Source organism: Tsukamurella sp. 8F (genome assembly GCF_029167375.1).
Classification (GTDB): domain Bacteria; phylum Actinomycetota; class Actinomycetes; order Mycobacteriales; family Mycobacteriaceae; genus Tsukamurella.
The window spans coordinates 125,695-143,140 of sequence record NZ_JARFTP010000006.1 but is presented as its reverse complement, the minus strand read 5'-3'; the positions used below and the strand labels follow the sequence as shown (position 1 = coordinate 143,140).

The following is a 17,446-nucleotide window of genomic DNA, read 5'->3' as shown; positions in this document are numbered from 1 at the left end:
GGTATACACATACGCTCAATAGTGAAAGATCGTTCATCTTTATGGAGGTCGGCCGTGAATATCGATCTGCGCCTCGGCTCGTCCGTGCACGAGCCCGTCGAGCCGCTGTTCGACGGCCGCGTCACGATCGACGGCGTGGACGCCGTTTTCGAGACGGTGCCGTTGGCGTCGGACGTCTTCCGCAACATGATCGAGGGCCGGTACGACATCGCCGAGCTGGGATTGACGTACTACACGAGGCTTCTGGACGTCCCGGACCCGCCGTTCGTCGCGCTGCCCGTATTCCCCGCCCGCAACTTCCGTCATTCGGCGATGTTCATCAACGTCGACGCCGGGATCGAGAAGCCGGAAGACCTCGTGGGCAAGACGATCGGCGAATTCGGCCTCTACGGGTGCGATCCGGGCGTATGGCTCAAGGGGATCCTGGCCGACGACTACGGATTCCGTCCCGACTCGAACCGGTGGGTCACGGGCGGTACGGATTTCGCGATCCGTGAGTTCGACTGGCTCCCGCGGCCGGAGGTGGAGGGCGTCGATGTGCGCCACGCGGCCGACGGGCAGACCCTCGGCGCGATGCTCGAGGCGGGAGAGATCGACGCGCTGTTGTCGGTCGATGTGCCGCAGTCGTTCCTGGACGGGACGTCGAAGAAGATCGCGCGCCTGTTCCCGGACTACGAGCGGGTCGAGCGCGCCTACTACCGCCGGACGGGGATCTTCCCGCAGATGCACGTCGTCGCCGTCCGCAAAGAGCTCGCAGGTCGGACGGGACTCCTGCGCGCGGTGTTCGAGGCATTCGTCGCGGCGAAGGACCTGGTGCAATCCGAGTACCTCGAGGCGGCCCGCAAGCAGCACATGGAGGTGATCACGCCCTGGTTCAGCTCCCTGTTCGCCGAGAACAGGGAGCTGCTCGGCGAGGACTGGTGGCCCTACGGCGTGCGGGCCAATCGCAAGGCCGTCGACACCTTCTTGAGGTACCACTACGAGCAGGGGCTGTCGAAGCGTCGGCTGACCAGCGACGAGTTCTTCGCCGCGTCGCTCCTGGACACCTGAGCTGATCACACGCGTCGCGAGAACGGTTGGCGATCAAGACGTCTGCGAGTCCGGCGGGGCTACGGTGGTGGTATGAGCACGATCGATATCGGTGGCGTCGAGGTCGAACGAGTGGTGGAGTGGGTCGGTCCGCTGATGGCGGTGGACACGCTGTTCCCCGACACCCCCGGCGACGAATGGAACGATGATCTGGCTCCCGACCACTGGGTGCCTGATTCGAGGGCCTACCGGGCGGCGATACAGACGTGGGTGCTGCGCTCACAAGGCCGGGTGATCCTGATCGACACCGGTGTGGGCAACGATCGCGATCGGCCACAGATCCCGCCCCTGAGCCACCTGAACACCGATTTCCTCGGGCAGCTGGCAGCGGTCGGCGTGCAACCAGGTGACGTCGATGTAGTCGTCAACACGCACATCCATTACGACCATGTCGGCTGGAACACCCGTCTTGCCGACGGGCGCTGGGAGCCGACCTTTCCAAACGCGACCTATGTTGTGCCGCAAGCCGACTACGAGTACTACCATCCGGACAACGCGCATCGCATGCGAGCGCCCAGGACGGAGGACGAGCGCGCCCGCTTCGAGGGCATCCGCCTGGTGTTCGCGGACAGTATCGCACCGGTGTACGAAACCGGTCAGATGACCACCCATGAGGGCGGGTATCGGATCGACGCCCGGCTGCGCATCGAACCGGCGCCGGGTCACACGCCGGGGTCGTCGGTCGTCTGGCTGGACGCCCCCGACGGCGGCGCCGTGTTCGTGGGGGACCTCGTACACACACCCCTACAGATCGGACGCCCCGGCGACTGCTGCGCCCTGGACCTCGACGCCGACGGTGCGCGTGCCAGCCGCCGGGCGGTGCTGGCTGAGGCCGGGCGTCGCGGAAGCACCCTGCTCCCGGCTCACTTCGCGGGCCGGGGTGCGGCCCGACTGGGTATGACCGATTCGGATCCGGTCATCGAGGAGTGGGCAGACCTGCCCAGGATCTAGGCACGGTGGGGCGCACCGAGGGCGCCGCGTACATCCCGAACGAACTGGTCCACGTCGGTGAGGCCGAAGAGTGTGCGCTGCACGATGAACCCGTGGACGAGGGCGACGACGATGCGTGCCCCGGACGCGACGTCGAGGTCCGCCGATACCGTGCCGACGTCCTGTCCGCGCTCGAGGGCGATCTCGATCGCGCTCGACACCCGGTTGAATGCCTCGAGGGCGTGGGCGCGCAAGTCCTCGTCGCGGAGGGCCTCCCCCCACGCGTCGACGGCGCACCGCAGCAGTTCCTCACTCGCCGGGTGGCCGTCCGCGTCGCTCGCCGGAAGCGCCGTGACGGCGTAGCCGACGATGTCGCCGATGCCGGCCGTGGACGCCGTCTCCGTCGCGAGCTCGATCACCGGCCCGAACAGGGACATGAAGGCGAGATGAGCGATCTCGGCGACCAGTTCGTGTTTACCCGCGATGTACCGGTACGGGGCGCCGGTGGACATGCCGGCCTCGGCTGCGATATCCGGCATCGAGGTCTGGTGGAATCCGTTGCGGGAGAAGCAGCGACGAGCCGCGGTCAGAACCGTCTCGCGGTTGGCCTGGCGTTGCGCATCGGTGATGCGGGGCATCGTCGGTCCCTCCGGTCCAGGCATGTCGTGCTTCGGGCCACGATACCCGGATCCTTCCGGCTGCTCGTGGGGCTGCGGCGCGTCCCGCTGCGCCCTGCGGAGGGCGGGCACTAGGCTTACCGCGGAGCGTCCATGACCCAAGAGGAGAAGCTCGTGTCGGAAATCATCCAGGTCGGTGCCCGCGAGATCCTGGACTCGCGTGGAAATCCCACGGTCGAGGTGGAGATCGCACTCGCCGACGGCAGCTTCGCGCGTGCTGCGGTGCCGTCCGGGGCGTCCACCGGCGAGCACGAGGCGGTCGAGTTGCGAGACGGAGGCGACCGCTACGGGGGTAAGGGCGTCACGAAGGCCGTCGACGGTGTGCTCGAGGTCATCGCTCCCGAGGTGATCGGTCTGCCCGCCGACGAACAACGCATCGTCGACCAGGTGCTGCTGGATCTGGACGGCACCGAGGACAAGGGCCGGCTGGGCGCGAACGCGCTGCTCGGGGTGTCACTGGCCACCGCGCGCGCCGCGGCGGAATCGGCCGCGCTTCCGCTGTTCCGCTACATCGGCGGCCCGAACGCGCACATCCTTCCCGTACCGATGATGAACATCCTCAACGGCGGCGCACACGCCGACAGTGGCGTCGACGTCCAGGAGTTCATGGTCGCACCGATCGGCGCCGAGACGTTCAAGGAGTCACTGCGCTGGGGCGCCGAGGTCTACCACTCGCTGAAGTCCGTGCTCAAGAGCAAGGGCTTCAACACGGGCCTGGGTGACGAAGGCGGCTTCGCGCCGTCGGTCGCCGGGACCAAAGAGGCTCTCGAGCTGATCTCCGAGGCCATCGGCAAGACGGGGCTCGGACTGGGGTCCGACGTCGCGCTCGCGCTAGACGTGGCCGCCACCGAGTTCTACACCGCCGGCGAGGGCTACAAGTTCGAGGGCGCCGTCCTGAGTGCCGCCGAGATGGCATCCTTCTACGAGGGGCTGCTGGCCGATTTCCCGTTGGTCTCCATCGAGGATCCGCTCTCGGAGGACGACTGGGACGGCTGGGTCGAGCTGACCGACGCCATCGGCGACAAGATCCAGATCGTCGGCGACGATCTGTTCGTCACCAACCCGGACCGGCTCGAGCTGGGCATCTCGAAGGGCGCGGCCAACGCGCTACTGGTCAAGGTGAACCAGATCGGGACGCTCACCGAGACGCTGGACGCGGTCGCGCTCGCACACAACAACGGCTACAAGTCGATGATGAGCCACCGCTCCGGTGAGACCGAGGACACCACTATCGCGGATCTCGCAGTCGCCGTCGGCAGTGGTCAGATAAAGACCGGCGCGCCCGCCCGTAGCGAGCGCGTGGCGAAGTACAACCAGCTGCTGCGCATCGAGGAGGAGTTGGGCGACGCCGCGCGCTACGCCGGTGACACCGCATTCCCGCGGTTCGAGTTCACCAGCTAGAAGCGAAGTAGGAGAGGCACACCACGTGAGCAGATCACGCATCGTCACCCCGGGCCGTACGGCGCGCGCCGAGACGTCCGGGGCGCGCCGCGCGCTGGTCCTGTTCGTCGTGGTGTGCCTTCTCGGACTGACCCTCGCGATGCCGGTGCGGACGTACCTGTCGCAGCAGTCGCAGGAGAACCAGCTGGCCGCCGACCACAGCCGGCTCGTCGCCGATATCAACAAGCTCGAAGCGCAGAAGAATCTGCAGTCCGACCCGGACTACGTCAAGGAGCAGGCACGCCTGAGGCTCCTGTACGTGATGCCGGGCGAGACGCCCTATCGCGTGCAGACCCCGCAGGCCCCTGCCCCGACCCGCGAGGAGGTTCAGGCGCAGGTGGCCCGGCAGAGCCCGTGGTACACGAACGTCTGGCGGTCGATCGCGGTGCCGCACTAGCGCGATGACGGATCAGGCTCCCGGGGGCGACGCGCCTCCCACCGAGGCGGATCTCGACGCTGTCACACAGCAGCTCGGCCGGACTCCGCGAGGCGTGCTGGCCATCGCGTACCGCACTCCCGACGGTGCGCCCGCCGTCGTGAAGACGGCCCCGAAGCTGCCCGACGGCACTCCGTTCCCCACTCTGTACTACCTCACCGACCCGCGCCTTACATCCGAGGCCAGCCGCCAGGAGAGCGCCGGGCTGATGAAGGAGATGGAGGCTCTGCTCGCGTCGGACGACGACGTGGCGGAGAACTACCGCGCCGCGCATCGTGCCTTCCTAGAGGCACGGAATGCGCTGGAGGACTTGGGAACCGACTTCTCCGGTGGTGGTATGCCCGACCGTGTCAAGTGTCTGCACGTGCTTATCGCGTACGCACTCGCCGTAGGACCCGGAACCGTCTGGCTCGGCGACGAGGCCGTGGCTCTCGCCGCGGACGCGGGCCTGCGCGGCAGTGCCATACCGCAGGATTGGCCGGCGCCCAACTACTCTTGGACCGCACGGTGACCGAACCTGTCGTCGCAGCGATCGACTGCGGTACCAACAGCATTCGCCTCCTCGTAGCCAGCAGGAACGTCGGCGGTGACCTGACGGACCTCGCCCGCGAGATGCGCATCGTGCGGCTCGGGCAGGGAGTCGACGCCACGGGAGGTTTTGCACCCGAGGCGATCGAGCGCACCCGTGCCGCCCTCGCCGATTACGTGCACACCGCAAAGGCATTGGGCGCCACGCGGATCCGCATGGTCGCCACCTCCGCGACCCGCGACGTGGAGGGTCGCGACGGCTTCTTCGGGATGACCGCCGAGTTGCTCGGCAGCGTCGTCCCCGGTGCGGTGGCCGAGGTCATCTCGGGTGACGAGGAGGCGCGGTTGTCGTTCCGCGGCGCCGTTGCCGGGCTGGGGAGCGGGCCGGACCACGACGGCCCCGTGCTCGTCACCGACCTGGGCGGGGGATCGACCGAGCTGGTGCTGGGCGAAGCCGGGTCGGGCGGCGGCCTGCGTGTGACGCACGCGTTCTCTGCGGATATCGGATGCGTGCGACTCACCGAGCGCGCGCTCGCGTCGGATCCGCCGACGGAGCGCGAGGTCGACCGCGCTCGTGGGATCGTCGAGGAACAGCTCGACGCCGCCGCGCACCGCGTCCCGATCGGGAACGCGCGCACCTGGGTGGGCGTGGCGGGTACGTTCACAACGCTCGCGGCGCTCGCCCACGGCCTGACCGAGTATGACCCCGTTCTCATCCATCGCTCGCGGGTGCCGATCGAACAGCTGGTCTCGCTGTGCCGCAGATTGGTGGGTATGACCTCTGCGGAACGCCTGGCGCTCGGCCCGATGCATCCGGGGCGGGCCGACGTGATCGGGGGCGGTGCGCTGGTGGCGATGTTGCTCGCACGTCGTCTGGCGGCGTCCGGGGTCACAGAGCTGGTCGTCTCCGAGCACGACATCCTCGACGGCGTGGCGCTGGGGCTGACCGACGAGAGTTAACCCACTGTCAACAAGGTCACAGCCCCGAGGTATCGGAAATTCAGGATCATGTAGCTATCATTCAAGCAATCGTAAAGAATGGAGCTGACATGCAGAACATCGTGGTTGTGCTCGACGGGACCGCTCAGGCGGAGCAGTTGGTGGCAGACGCCGCGGCGGCCGGTGCGCACGTGACGGCCATCGGCCGCAACTTCCGCGAGGTGGTCGCTGTCATGGCGCACGGCGTCTACCCCCTCGTCGCGGACCTGTCCGACCCCGAGCAGTGGGACTACGCCGTCGCACGCGTCGAGCAGCGCTACGGCTCCATCGATCGCGTCATCGATCCTGCCGACCGCCTCGCGGTCCGCGCCGCCTGACCTCTCCGTCGCTCGAATTCAGGGGCTCGTCAGTCCGCGCGACCGGTAACTGCCAGGCCGACACCGAGTCCGATCATTGCGACGCCTCCCGCGCCGCCGACCGCCCGCAGCCGGCGATCGGAGCGCGCGAACCAGTTACGTGCGGTCCCGGCGGCGAGTGCCCAGACGCTGTCGGACAGGGCGGCGAGCATGCAGAACAGGAGTGCGAAGACGGCCATCTGCGTCGCGGGGTGGCCGCGCCCTGCATCCACGAACTGCGGCAGCACCGCACCGAAGAAGACCAGCGTCTTCGGATTGCTCACGCCGACGACGAATCCCTGTCTGGCAGAACGCAGTACGACGCCGCGTTCCTGTGCTGGAAACGCCCGTGTGCCGCCGATCGAGAGCCGACGACGGTGCCGGATCGCCTGGATCCCCAAGTAGCAGAGGTAGATCGCGCCGATCACCTTGGCCGTTGTGAAGACCACGGCGGATGCGGCGATCAGCGTCCCGAGCCCGGACACCACGAGCCCGCAGAGCGCGAGTGACCCCAGAGTCCCGCCGAGCGCGCTCGCGATTGCGACCGTGCGCCCGTGTGCGAGCGCGCGGCCGACGACGAACAACACGCTGGGGCCCGGTGCCACGATGATCACCAGAGCCGTCAGACCGAATGCGAGCAGACCTGCCGGCGAAACCGGCAACGCCGCGAGCAGATGGTGGTTCATGCGTGTCCGCCCTCCTCCGGCCGTTCGTCTGTGCCCCCAGTGGGACTCGAACCCACACTGACCAGCTTTTAAGGCCGGTGCCTCTGCCGATTGGGCTATGGGGGCGGTGCCCGCTCACCCTAGCTTGGCCAGGTGTCGTCAATCCAGGTTGACAAGTAGATGGCGTCAACCTACATTGACAGGCGTGAGCTCACCCGAATTCGTCGACGCGGCCGCCTCCGAGGATCCTGAACAGGGGCTACGGGCTGTGGTCGCACTCCGCAGGCTCGCGGATCAGCTCGAGGCCGTGCAGGTCGCCAACGCCCGGTCTCTCGGCTGGTCGTGGCAGGACATCGCCCGCGCGCTCGACGTCACCCGCCAGGCCGTTCACAAGAAGTACGGGAAGTAGGTCTTCGCCATGTTCGAGAGGTTCACCCGCGAGGCACGCACCGCCGTCGTCCTCGCCCAGGAGGAGGCCCGCGACGCGGGCGCCGATCGCATCACCCCCACCCACCTGTTGATAAGCGTGCTCGGGCAGTTGCCGAGCGATGTGCAGGACGTCCTCACCGACGGCGGGCTCACCGTCGACGGTGTGCGTGCCGCCGCGCAGGACCGCGTGCTCACGGAAGCGGACGCCGAGGCGTTGAAGGGAATCGGCATCGACCTCGCCGCGGTCGTCGATGCGGTGTCGGAGCGCTTCGGGTTCGACGTCCGGCGTCCCATCCGAAAGCGCTTCCGTACCGGGCACATCCCCTTCTCCTCTGCGTCCAAGAAGACGCTAGAGCTCGCGCTGCGCGAGGCTATCCACCGCAAGGACCGCCGCGTCGGAAGCGAGCACGTACTGCTCGGGATCCTGCGCAGCGACGACGACGCCGTGCTCGCCGCCATCGGTGCCGCGATGCCCGTCGACGAGGTCCGTAGTCGCGTGAACGATCTGCTCGGGGGACGTGCGGCCTGACTCGAACCGCGGGAGCGGTCTCGGGAACCGGACCGGTTCGCCCAACGTTGGGTAAGGTGAACGTAAAAGGGCGTGGGGCCGCTGCCAGACGGCTGGGAACCGGAACCACCGCCTGTTCGTTGTACCCAACGAGGCCGCCGGGCCAGTCCGGTGGTCGCACCAGTCGCAGAATCAAAGCGACGCCCGAGAAAGGACCACACGGTGCGAGAGAGCAGCAACCCGGTTCTGCGCAATCTCATGCGCGGGGGCCGACAGAAGCAGCAGGTGGGCGGCCCGCAGGCCGGCTACCAGCAGCCCGGATACCCCGGGCAGCAGGGCCAGCAGAACTTCGGCGGGGCCGGATTCGGCAGCGGCGCGGCCGGTATGGCCCAGGGGATGCAGTTCCAGCAGCCCTACCAGACGCCGCAGCAGCCGTACGCCCAGCAGCAGGGCGTCCGCTCGATCACCATCGACGACGTGGTGCAGAAGACCGCGATGACGCTGGGCGTGCTGATCGTCTTCGCCGTCGCCAGCTACTTCGCGATCGGACAGAACCTCGCGCTCGCCAACCCGCTCCTCATCGCGGGAGCGATCGGCGGTCTGGTGCTGGTCATGGTCGCGACCTTCGCGCGTAAGAGCGACAACCCGGGCATCGTCCTCGGGTACGCGGCGTTCGAGGGGCTGTTCGTCGGCGCGATCTCGTATGTATTCGCGAACTTCATGGTCTCCGGCGTCAGCGCCGGCGCACTCATCGCGCAGGCGGTGCTCGGCACCGTCGGGGTGTTCATCGGAATGCTCGTCGTCTACAAGACGGGGGCCATCCGCGTCACCCCGCGCTTCACTCGCATGCTGTTCGCCGCGATGATCGGTGTCGTCGTGCTGGCGCTCGGCAACCTGGTGATGAGCCTCTTCACTCACGGCGCGGGCCCGCTGCGCGACGGCGGTCCCATCGCGATCATCTTCTCCCTGGTCTGCATCGGTATCGCCGCGTTCAGCTTCCTGATCGACTTCGACCAGGCGGATCAGCTGATCCGCGCAGGCGCGCCCGCGAAGGCGGCCTGGGGCGTCGCTCTCGGCCTGACCGTCACCCTGGTGTGGCTGTACGTCGAGATCCTGCGCCTGCTGAGCTATTTCTACCGAAGCAACTAGCTCACGCGGCGGGCTCGTCCCGCCGAAGAACGCCCCGCAGCGCGCGCGAGAGCCGCGCGGTGGGGCGTTCTTCGTTTGCGAGGTCCGCCGGCGGGGCCGGCTCGGGCCCGGGCACCGGTTCGCTCTGCTCGCCCACGGCGGCGACGACCTCGGGCAGCAGGGCCTCCGCCGCCAGCGCGTAGCCCACGGGTGACGGATGGAAGTGGTCGCCCGACAGCATGATGTCGGGTGCCGCACGGAACCGGTCCGCCAGCAACTCGAGCGGGACCGCTCTGCCGCCCGCGGCATTCACGTGCACCTTCTGCCGCGCCGCCAGGCGCAGGCTGTACGTACGCATCACGGTTCGGAGCGGCTGCGGGATGGCCCAGACGACGCCGATGTCCGGGCACGTCCCCACCACGACTGCCGAGCCCTCGCCACGCAGCCGCCGCACACACCGCCCCAGGCGGCGCGCGGACGATTCGATCCCGTTGACCGCGGTCACGTCGTTGGCGCCCACGAGGATCACGGATACGTCCGGGGGCCGGCCCGCGATCAGCATCGCGTCGATCTGCCCGACCAGCCCGCGTGACGTCGCCCCGACGATCGCCTTCGTCGACAGCTGCACGCTCCTGCCGGTCTCCCTCGTGAGCCCGCGCGCTATGAGTACACCCGGGGTCTGCTCGGCATCGTCGCAGCCCAGGCCGCACGCCGTCGAGTCACCGAAGACCATCAGCCGCACGTCTGCGGGGTGATCGCTCGGCCGCTCGACGGCCTCCTGCCCGGGTACGTACACGCCGTCCCTCGACGGTGCCTTATCGGTGCGATGCGGGATCACCGTCCGCGCCTGCTTGGCCTGCTCGGCGAGGAACGAGTAGGCGGCCCACGTCATCCCGGCGCCACCCGCAGCGGCCACCGATGCCCGTGCGGCGTCTCGCACGATCCGGCCCCGGGTATAACCCATACCGCCCAATCTAGCGCCGCTCCCTGGGCGAGGCCGGTAAGCGACGCGTGGGAGGATGGGAGCCATGCGCATCGCAGGACACGTCTCCGAGCTGATCGGCGATACTCCGCTCGTCCGCCTAGGCTCCGTCGTCGCTCCCGGGGCCGGCCTGGTCGCCGCGAAGATCGAGTACCTCAACCCGGGCGGCAGCAGCAAGGACCGCATCGCTGTCAAGATGATCGACGCCGCCGAGGCGTCGGGTGAGCTGAAGCCGGGCGGCACCATCGTCGAGCCCACATCGGGTAACACCGGAGTCGGGCTCGCACTGGTCGCGCAGCAACGCGGCTACGACTGCGTCTTCGTCTGCCCGGACAAGGTCAGCGAAGACAAGCGGAATGTGCTGCGCGCCTACGGGGCCGAGGTCGTCGTCTGCCCCACGGCCGTGCCCCCGGAACACCCGGACTCGTACTACAACGTCTCGGACAGGCTGACCCGCGAGATCCCCGGTGCGTGGAAACCCAATCAGTATTCGAACCCCAACGGACCCGCATCGCACTACGAGACCACGGGCCCCGAGATATGGCGGGACACCGAGGGTAAGGTCACCCACTTCGTCGCCGGCGTCGGCACCGGCGGCACCATCACGGGCACCGGCCGTTACCTCAAAGAGGTCTCGAACGGCGCGGTGAAGATCGTCGGAGCGGACCCCGAGGGCTCCGTCTACTCCGGCGGCACGGGGCGGCCGTACCTGGTCGAGGGCGTGGGTGAGGACTTCTGGCCCGAGGCTTACGACCCGGACATCCCCGACGAGATCATCGCGGTGTCCGACGCCGACTCGTTCGAGATGACGCGGCGCCTCGCCCGCGAGGAGGGACTGCTGGTCGGCGGCTCCTGCGGCATGGCCGTCGTGGCCGCGCTGCGTGTCGCCGAGCGCGATCCGGACGCCGTGGTGGTCGTGCTGCTGCCCGACGGCGGCCGCGGCTACCTGTCGAAGATCTTCAACGACAAGTGGATGTCGTCGTACGGCTTCCTGCGTACTCCGCTCGACCCGAAGCAGCGCGAGGCACTCGTCGGCGACGTCCTGCGCGGCAAGTCCGGTGAGTTGCCGGATCTCGTGCATACACACCCGTCGGAGACGATCCGCGACGCCATCGAGATCCTCGGCGAGTACAACGTCTCGCAGATGCCTGTGGTGGGTGCCGAACCGCCGATCATGGCGGGAGAGGTCGCCGGTGCGGTGAGCGAGCGCGAGCTGCTGTCCGCGGTCTTCGAGGGCCGCGCCAACCTGGCGGATCCCGTGGAGAAGCACATGGGCCCCGCGTTCCCCCTGATCGGCGCGGGCGAGTCCGTGTCGTCGGCGATGACGGCGCTCGGTGAATCCGACGCGCTCATGGTCGTCGACGACGGCAAGCCGATCGGAGTCATCACCCGGCACGACGTGCTCGGGTTCCTCTCGCATGGAAGGAAGTAGTCGATGAGCGAGCAGCGTTCCGCGACGGACCGATACGCGGCCAAGGGGTTCTCGACCACCGCGATCCATGCGGGATACGACCCGGATCCGCTGACGGGCGCGGTCAACGTGCCGATCTACGCCAGCTCGACCTTCAAGCAGGACGGCGTGGGCGGCATGCGCGGGGGTTTCGAGTACGCCCGCACGGGCAACCCGACGCGGCAGGCGTATGAGGCGAACCTGGCCGCGATCGAGGGGGGAGCGTTCGGGCGCGCCTTCGCGTCCGGCATGGCCGCTACCGATGCGATCCTGCGCGCGACCCTGCGCCCCGGCGATCACCTGGTGATCCCCGACGACGCATACGGCGGCACCTTCCGCCTCATCGACAAGGTGTTCTCCCAGTGGGGGATCGAGCAGACACCGGCCGCCGTCAACGACGTCGACGCGGTGCGCGCGGCGATCCGCCCCAACACGAAGCTGGTGTGGGTAGAGACACCCACCAACCCGCTGCTCAACATCGGCGACATCGAGGCACTCGCGGGCGTGGCGCACGAAGCCGGGACGCGGCTCGTCGTCGACAACACCTTCGCCAGCCCCTACCTGCAGAAGCCACTGGAGCTGGGTGCGGACGTAGTCGTGCACTCCGCAACCAAGTACCTGGGCGGGCACAGCGACACGGTCGGCGGTGCGCTCGTGGTGAACGACGAGCAGCTCGACGCCGATATCGCGTTCCTGCAGAACGGTTCCGGTGCGGTACCCGGGCCGTTCGATGTGTTCCTGACCCTGCGCGGGATCAAGACCCTCGGCGTGCGGATGGATCGCCACTGCGACAACGCCGAGAAGGTCGTCGAGTTCCTGTCGGGGCGGCCCGAGGTGGCGTCGGTGCTGTACCCGGGCCTCGACTCGCACCCCAATCACGCCGTTGCGGCCAAGCAGATGCGGCGCTTCGGCGGAATGGTGTCTGTGCGCCTGGAGGGCGGCCTCGAAGCTGCGCAGCGGCTGTGCTCGCGCACCGAGGTCTTCACGCTCGCCGAGTCGCTGGGCGGCATCGAATCGCTCATCGAGCACCCCGGCGCGATGACCCACGCCTCCACTGCGGGGTCGCAGCTCGAGGTCCCGGCGGATCTCGTGCGTCTGTCCGTCGGCATCGAGGACATCGGTGACCTGATCGCCGACCTGGACAACGCCCTGGGCTGACTCGGTCGGGGTAGCGTCGAGCCCGTGACTGATGCGCTCGGCCCACGGACCTGGCCCGAGATCGAGGGTGGGGCACCGCGCCTCGTCGTGGTCCCGCTGGGCGCGCTCGAACAGCACGGACCGCATCTCCCGCTCGACACGGACACGCGAATCGCGGAGGCGGTAGCCCGCGCTGTCGCGGCAGCCGTCGACGGCGCCTGCGCCCCCGCCGTCGCGTACGGCGCCTCGGGCGAGCACGAGGGCTTCCCGGGCACGGTGTCGCTGGGCACCGAGGCGCTGAAGACGCTGCTCATCGAGTACGGCCGGTCCGTGTGCGTGTGGGCGCCGCGGCTGCTGATCGTGAACGGCCACGGCGGCAACGTCGCCGGCGTGGCCGCGGCCGTGACGCAACTGCGTTACGAGAGGCGTGATGTCGCGTGGCTTCCCTGCGATCCGATGGGTTCCGATCCGCACGCGGGGCGCACCGAGACGTCGCTGCTGCTGCACCTGGCGCCGGACACCGTGCGCACTAAGCTGATCCATGCGGGAGACACCAGATCCCTGACCGAGCTGCTACCCGAGATCCGTGCCGGCGGTGTGCGTGCCGTGAGCAGCAGTGGCGTGCTCGGAGACCCGCGCGGGGCGACGGCGGCGGAGGGTGAGCGCCTGTTGGTCGAGCTCACGGGGCGGGCTGCCGACTCGGTGCGCCGCTGGGCGCCGGACGACGCCGGACGGCTCCGGTGACACCCCGCCTTCCGGACGGCTTCACCGTCCGGATAGACAGCGGCGCCAGGGTTCTCGATGGCGGGCGAGTGCTGTTGGGCGGCGCGCCGCTGCGGCTGCTGCGGCTCAGGGAGGCGGGGGCGATCGACGGAGACGGCATCGTCGTGTGCGACGCGATCTCGGCCGCCGTGGCCAGGCGTCTGCTCGACGCGGGGCTGGCACATCCTGACTCCTCTCCGGATGTCCGTCCGCCGGTCACCGTGGTCGTCCCGGTGAAGGACAACGCCTCCGGCGTCGTCCGGGTCGTGGATGCGTTGCGCCGCGACGGAGTCACCGATGTGATCGTGGTGGACGACGGCAGCGCCGTCCCGCTCCATATCGACGGCGTCCGCATCATCCGCCACCGGCGCCCGCGCGGTCCGGCCGCCGCACGAAACGCCGGGATCGACTGTGCAGACACCGAGTTCGTCGCAGTGCTCGATTCCGATGTCGTGCCCAGACCGGGGTGGCTCGACCGTCTTCTTCCTGCGTTCTCCGATCCTGCGGTCGCGATGGCGGCTCCGCGCATCGTTGCGCTCAGCCTGGGTGGCACGGAGCGGAGTCCGGTGCGGCGCGCGATAGCCCGTTACGAACACGCCCGCTCCTCGCTGGACCTCGGCCGAGATCCCGCGCGCATCGCCGCCGGCACCCCCGTCGCCTACGTGCCGAGTGCTGCTATGGTGCTGCGGCGCAGCATGTTCGACGAGGTCGGCGGCTTCGATGAGCAGATGCACGTCGGTGAGGATGTCGACCTTTGCTGGCGCATCTCTGCGGCAGGCGGACGCGCCCGCTATGTTCCCGCTTCGCGAGTGGCGCACGACCACCGCGTGAACCCGTGGGATTGGCTGCGCCGCAAGGCGTTCTACGGTACCAGCGCGGCGCCGCTTGCGGTGCGGCACCCCGGGCTGGTGCCGCCGATGGCGATGTCGGCGGCGACCCTGGTCGGTGTCGTGGGTGTCGCCGGCGTGTCGGGGGTGGGTACGCTCCTCGCGATCGGCGCCCAGGCCTACGCCGCGCGGAAGGTGGCCGCGGCCCTCGACGGTGTGCCGCACCGGGCACCTCTGGTGGCACGGGTCGTGGCGCGCGGGTTCGCCGGTGGCCTGCGGCAGGTGGTGTCCGCGGCGTGGCGGCACTACTGGCCCGTGGCTTTGCCCGCGGCGCTCGTGTCGCGCCGGATGCGGCGGGCCGTGCTGGCCGGCGCCTTGCTGGACGGCGTCGCCGACTGGTGGGAGCACCGGGTTCCGGGCGGGCCCGGACCGCTGGCCCACACCGTCCTGCTGCGGCTCGACGATCTCGCGTACGGAGCCGGACTGTGGCGCGGCGTGCTCGCCGCGCGGAGCCCGGAGGCGCTCCGACCGAGGATCACGCGGTGACGGAGTCGGCCGAGGTCGTCGTGGTCGGCGCAGGATCCGCCGGCTGCGTGGTCGCGGGCCGACTCGCCGCGGCGGGCGTGCATGTGCTGTTGTTCGAGGCGGGCCCCGCGCAGCTGCCGTCCAGCGCAGTCGGCCTCCTACCCGTCGGCTCGCGCGACGAAGGGCTGCTGCGCTACGGCGACGAGGTCGCGCCGGGGACGGTGGTGGGAGCGGCCCGCGGCGGGCGGGTCGGTGGCTCGTCGGCCGTGAACGGCGCCTATCTGTTGCGCGCCCGCCCCGGCGATTTCGGCCCGTGGCCCGCGGGGTGGACGTTCGAATCGATGAGCCCCTACTACGAGCGGATCCTCCTTCCGCGCGTCCGAGTCCCGATCGAGGACATGGCGCCTGCGGGGCGCTCGTTGCTCGCCGCGGCTACGGCCGCACGGGTCCCGGTGGTCTCGGACCTCGACGAGGCGGAAGCGCCCGTTGCGGGGCCGGTGACCCTCAACGCGGCGCGGGGCCTCCGGGTCGACACCGCCGCGGCCTATCTAGGTCCCGGGGTGGACGTGCGGGAGGGGCGGATCGTCCGGCGCGTCCGCGGGCGGCGCAGACGCGCGATCGGGGTCGAGACGGACGCGGGTCCCGTGGCCGCCGAACTAGTGGTGCTCTGTGCCGGTTCGGTGGGGACCCCACGGCTGCTGCTCAGGTCGGGTATCGGCGCGGCGCGAACCGTCGCAGAACTGGGCGCGGAGCCGGTCGTCGACCTGCCGGGCGTCGGCCGCGGCGGCACCGACCACCCTGAGGTGACACTGCCGCTGGCGCTCGATCCCGGGCCGCACGACCCGTCCCGCCCGATCCTCGAGGCGGTCGCCCACCTCGTTCTGCCGGAGGGTGAGGTCGAGATCAGGCCCTATACGGCGCCGTTCGGCCGCGCGATCGGAGGAGTCGATGACCCGGTGCTGCGCGTCGGTGTCGCGGCTATGACGTCGAAGCAGCGGGCCGAGGTCCTGGGGGGTGCCGGGGTCCGGGTCCACCGCTCGGGGTCCGACGCAGCCCTGCTCGCTGCGGGTGTCGCGAGTGTTCGAGACCTGCTTCCGACGAGGGGTGAGGCGGTTCTCGGCGTGCCTCTGCACCTGTGCGGAACGGCCCGCATGGGCGACTCCGACGAGGCGCCGGCGGACGGCGCGGGCCGGATCCGGGGTGTCGAGGGCCTGTACGTGGCGGACGGCTCTGCAGTTCCCGTCGTGCCCACGCGCGGCCCGCACGCGACGGTCATCGCGGTGGCAGAGCGCCTGTCCGAGGTGCTGCTTCGCGGGTGAATCCGCACGACGGGTGGTAACGAAAAGGTCACCCTTGTCGATCTCGAGTTTCGCGCGAGTCGCTCCTGGGATTATTGTGGTCACTGTTGTATGAGTGACACAAGTGTCTGGAGTGGTATGTGAGGCCGAGGCAGAGCAGGCGGATGCGCAACTACGCGTTCGGTGGCAGTGCTGTCGTCATCGCCGCGGCGATCGGCGCCGCGGTGGTGTTGCCGACGGACTCCCCGCATCAGGCGGGATCGGGCGTGGACTTCGATGCCGTGCCAGGCGACTCCAACTCGATCGCGACGGCGCCGCCCTCCGGAGCATCGGCCGCCCCGGGCGCCGGCGCCAACCCGGGCGCCGGGCCTCAGGCCCGCACGAGCACCGCCCCTCCGCCGCCGAAGCCGCCCGCGCCGTCGGTGGTCACCAAGACGGTCCGCGCCCCCGCGCCCCCCGCACCCGCGGCCCCGGCCGCGTCGGCGCCCCGCACGTCTGCCGAGCCGCGCAGCCCGCGGCCCCCGACGACCGCGTCGCCGACCACCACCGAGGCGCCCGCGACCACCACCGAGCCGCCCGGCCCTGCGATCACCACCGAGCCGCCGGCGCCCGGCGCCACGACGACGGCACCCGCGCCGTCCACCACGACCACCACCGTCACGACGCCTCCCGCGGGCGGCTCCGGCTACGTATCCGACGCGACGCCGAACTGTGCGGTCGCGAAGTGCGTCGCGCTCACCTTCTCGGGCGGGCCCAGCCCCGAGACCAGGCAGTTCCTCAGCGTCCTCGATCGGCATGGTGCCCGCGGCACGTTCTTCGTGACCGGCGCACAGGTGGCGCAGAACGCCGACGTCGTCGCCGCGATCACGGGCTCCGGCAACGAGATCGCCAACGGTACGTGGGATCAGGCGGACCTCACGACTCTCGGCGCCGCGGAACAGGAGCAGCAGCTCGCGGACACCGACCAGGCGGTGAAGGTCGCGACCGGTATCAGCCCGAGCCTGTTCCGGCCGATGGGTGGCCACAGTTCCCCTGACGTCGTGGCGGCGGGCAGGCGCGAGGGACTCACCCAGGTGCTGTGGGACATCGACTCGCAGGACTACTCGCACCAGGGCGACCCGTCGGCGATCGCGGCCGCCATCGAGCGGGCGAAGCCGGGGCAGATCGTGATGCTGCACGACACCTTCCCGGACTCCGCGACGGGACTGGACCAGGCGCTCTCCGCGCTCGAGGCCAAGGGCTACGCATTCGTCACCGCGAGCACGTTGCTGGGCTCGCGGGGTGCGCAATAGCGGCAGGCC

Annotated in this window: 19 protein-coding genes and 1 tRNA gene; 16 read left to right on the top strand and 4 right to left on the bottom strand. The window is 69.6% G+C overall.

The window, feature by feature from the left end; translation table 11 throughout:
• Positions 1-54: 54 nt before the first annotated feature.
• Complete coding sequence (locus P0W64_RS06940) at positions 55-1,050, top strand: 4,5-dihydroxyphthalate decarboxylase (RefSeq protein WP_275479346.1); 996 nt, start codon at positions 55-57, stop codon at positions 1,048-1,050.
• A 72-nt stretch (positions 1,051-1,122) separates the two neighbouring features.
• Complete coding sequence (locus tag P0W64_RS06935; protein ID WP_275479345.1) at positions 1,123-2,040, top strand: MBL fold metallo-hydrolase; 918 nt, start codon at positions 1,123-1,125, stop codon at positions 2,038-2,040.
• On the opposite strand, the gene P0W64_RS06930 is transcribed toward P0W64_RS06935, so the two are convergent.
• Positions 2,037-2,657 carry a TetR/AcrR family transcriptional regulator gene (locus P0W64_RS06930; protein ID WP_275479344.1) on the bottom strand — a complete coding sequence of 207 codons (621 nt, stop codon included), beginning with the start codon at positions 2,655-2,657 and terminating at the stop codon, positions 2,037-2,039. The two genes, P0W64_RS06935 and P0W64_RS06930, sit on opposite strands and share 4 nt — an antisense overlap.
• A gap of 153 nt (positions 2,658-2,810) precedes the next feature.
• Between P0W64_RS06930 and eno the strand changes: the two genes are divergently transcribed.
• The 5 genes from eno (at position 2,811) to P0W64_RS06905 (ending at position 6,416) form a co-directional block, all read left to right on the top strand.
• On the top strand, positions 2,811-4,097 hold the full coding sequence (gene eno / locus P0W64_RS06925) for a phosphopyruvate hydratase (RefSeq protein ID WP_275479343.1): 1,287 nt from the start codon (positions 2,811-2,813) through the stop codon (positions 4,095-4,097).
• 25 nt (positions 4,098-4,122) lie between these two features.
• On the top strand, positions 4,123-4,533 hold the full coding sequence (locus P0W64_RS06920) for a septum formation initiator family protein (RefSeq protein WP_275479342.1): 411 nt from the start codon (positions 4,123-4,125) through the stop codon (positions 4,531-4,533).
• A gap of 4 nt (positions 4,534-4,537) precedes the next feature.
• Complete coding sequence (locus P0W64_RS06915) at positions 4,538-5,083, top strand: DUF501 domain-containing protein (RefSeq protein WP_275479341.1); 546 nt, start codon at positions 4,538-4,540, stop codon at positions 5,081-5,083.
• Positions 5,080-6,060 carry a Ppx/GppA phosphatase family protein gene (locus P0W64_RS06910; protein ID WP_275479340.1) on the top strand — a complete coding sequence of 327 codons (981 nt, stop codon included), beginning with the start codon at positions 5,080-5,082 and terminating at the stop codon, positions 6,058-6,060. Before P0W64_RS06915 ends, P0W64_RS06910 begins: the two co-directional genes overlap by 4 nt.
• 89 nt (positions 6,061-6,149) lie before the next feature.
• Positions 6,150-6,416 (top strand): hypothetical protein, encoded by a 267-nt coding sequence (locus P0W64_RS06905; protein ID WP_275479339.1) that lies wholly within the window; start codon positions 6,150-6,152, stop codon positions 6,414-6,416.
• A 29-nt stretch (positions 6,417-6,445) separates the two neighbouring features.
• On the opposite strand, the gene P0W64_RS06900 is transcribed toward P0W64_RS06905, so the two are convergent.
• Both P0W64_RS06900 and P0W64_RS06895 read right to left on the bottom strand, forming a co-directional pair.
• On the bottom strand, positions 6,446-7,120 hold the full coding sequence (locus tag P0W64_RS06900; protein ID WP_275479338.1) for a LysE family translocator: 675 nt from the start codon (positions 7,118-7,120) through the stop codon (positions 6,446-6,448).
• A gap of 31 nt (positions 7,121-7,151) precedes the next feature.
• Positions 7,152-7,225 (bottom strand) — tRNA-Leu (locus P0W64_RS06895).
• Positions 7,226-7,295: 70 nt separating this feature from the next.
• On the opposite strand from P0W64_RS06895, the gene P0W64_RS06890 reads away from it, so the two are divergent.
• The 3 genes from P0W64_RS06890 (at position 7,296) to P0W64_RS06880 (ending at position 9,185) form a co-directional block, all read left to right on the top strand.
• Positions 7,296-7,508: an RNA polymerase subunit sigma-70 gene (locus P0W64_RS06890; protein WP_275479337.1), complete on the top strand. Its 213-nt coding sequence runs from the start codon at positions 7,296-7,298 to the stop codon at positions 7,506-7,508.
• Between the two features lie 9 nt (positions 7,509-7,517).
• Positions 7,518-8,057, top strand: coding sequence for a Clp protease N-terminal domain-containing protein (locus P0W64_RS06885; protein ID WP_275479336.1), 540 nt, complete (start codon positions 7,518-7,520; stop codon positions 8,055-8,057).
• A gap of 201 nt (positions 8,058-8,258) precedes the next feature.
• Positions 8,259-9,185, top strand: coding sequence for a Bax inhibitor-1/YccA family protein (locus P0W64_RS06880; RefSeq protein WP_275479335.1), 927 nt, complete (start codon positions 8,259-8,261; stop codon positions 9,183-9,185).
• A gap of 1 nt (position 9,186) precedes the next feature.
• Here the strand turns inward: P0W64_RS06880 and P0W64_RS06875 are convergent, their stop codons facing one another.
• A complete protein-coding gene (locus tag P0W64_RS06875) occupies positions 9,187-10,128 on the bottom strand; it encodes an SGNH/GDSL hydrolase family protein (protein WP_275479334.1) in 942 nt (313 codons plus the stop codon).
• A 64-nt stretch (positions 10,129-10,192) separates the two neighbouring features.
• Here P0W64_RS06875 and P0W64_RS06870 point away from each other — a divergent pair, with 64 nt between their 5' ends.
• The 6 genes from P0W64_RS06870 to P0W64_RS06845 all read left to right on the top strand — a co-directional run bounded on the left by P0W64_RS06870 (position 10,193) and on the right by P0W64_RS06845 (position 17,437).
• Positions 10,193-11,578 carry a cystathionine beta-synthase gene (locus tag P0W64_RS06870; protein ID WP_275479333.1) on the top strand — a complete coding sequence of 462 codons (1,386 nt, stop codon included), beginning with the start codon at positions 10,193-10,195 and terminating at the stop codon, positions 11,576-11,578.
• 3 nt (positions 11,579-11,581) lie between these two features.
• Complete coding sequence (locus P0W64_RS06865; protein ID WP_275479332.1) at positions 11,582-12,754, top strand: cystathionine gamma-synthase; 1,173 nt, start codon at positions 11,582-11,584, stop codon at positions 12,752-12,754.
• A 24-nt stretch (positions 12,755-12,778) separates the two neighbouring features.
• On the top strand, positions 12,779-13,477 hold the full coding sequence (mftE, locus tag P0W64_RS06860; protein WP_275479331.1) for a mycofactocin biosynthesis peptidyl-dipeptidase MftE: 699 nt from the start codon (positions 12,779-12,781) through the stop codon (positions 13,475-13,477).
• Positions 13,474-14,868, top strand: a complete 1,395-nt coding sequence (gene mftF, locus P0W64_RS06855; RefSeq protein ID WP_275479330.1) for a mycofactocin biosynthesis glycosyltransferase MftF — start codon at positions 13,474-13,476, stop codon at positions 14,866-14,868. Before mftE ends, mftF begins: the two co-directional genes overlap by 4 nt.
• Entirely contained in the window at positions 14,865-16,166 is a 1,302-nt protein-coding gene (locus P0W64_RS06850; protein WP_275479329.1) for a GMC family oxidoreductase N-terminal domain-containing protein, read from the top strand. The genes mftF and P0W64_RS06850 overlap by 4 nt, the downstream gene beginning before the upstream one ends.
• A 143-nt stretch (positions 16,167-16,309) precedes the next feature.
• Entirely contained in the window at positions 16,310-17,437 is a 1,128-nt protein-coding gene (locus tag P0W64_RS06845) for a polysaccharide deacetylase family protein (protein ID WP_275479328.1), read from the top strand.
• The last annotated feature ends 9 nt before the right edge of the window (positions 17,438-17,446 follow it).

Bases quoted from the DNA above. Each gene is read 5' to 3' on its own strand.
- P0W64_RS06935 (WP_275479345.1), top strand. From the start codon at position 1,123: ATGAGCACGATCGATATCGGTGGCGTCGAGGTCGAACGAGTGGTGGAG.
- P0W64_RS06930 (WP_275479344.1), bottom strand. From the start codon at position 2,657: ATGCCCCGCATCACCGATGCGCAACGCCAGGCCAACCGCGAGACGGTT.
- P0W64_RS06915 (WP_275479341.1), top strand. From the start codon at position 4,538: ATGACGGATCAGGCTCCCGGGGGCGACGCGCCTCCCACCGAGGCGGAT.
- P0W64_RS06905 (WP_275479339.1), top strand. From the start codon at position 6,150: ATGCAGAACATCGTGGTTGTGCTCGACGGGACCGCTCAGGCGGAGCAG.
- P0W64_RS06900 (WP_275479338.1), bottom strand. From the start codon at position 7,120: ATGAACCACCATCTGCTCGCGGCGTTGCCGGTTTCGCCGGCAGGTCTG.
- P0W64_RS06885 (WP_275479336.1), top strand. From the start codon at position 7,518: ATGTTCGAGAGGTTCACCCGCGAGGCACGCACCGCCGTCGTCCTCGCC.
- P0W64_RS06875 (WP_275479334.1), bottom strand. From the start codon at position 10,128: ATGGGTTATACCCGGGGCCGGATCGTGCGAGACGCCGCACGGGCATCG.
- P0W64_RS06870 (WP_275479333.1), top strand. From the start codon at position 10,193: ATGCGCATCGCAGGACACGTCTCCGAGCTGATCGGCGATACTCCGCTC.
- P0W64_RS06865 (WP_275479332.1), top strand. From the start codon at position 11,582: ATGAGCGAGCAGCGTTCCGCGACGGACCGATACGCGGCCAAGGGGTTC.
- P0W64_RS06845 (WP_275479328.1), top strand. From the start codon at position 16,310: ATGCGCAACTACGCGTTCGGTGGCAGTGCTGTCGTCATCGCCGCGGCG.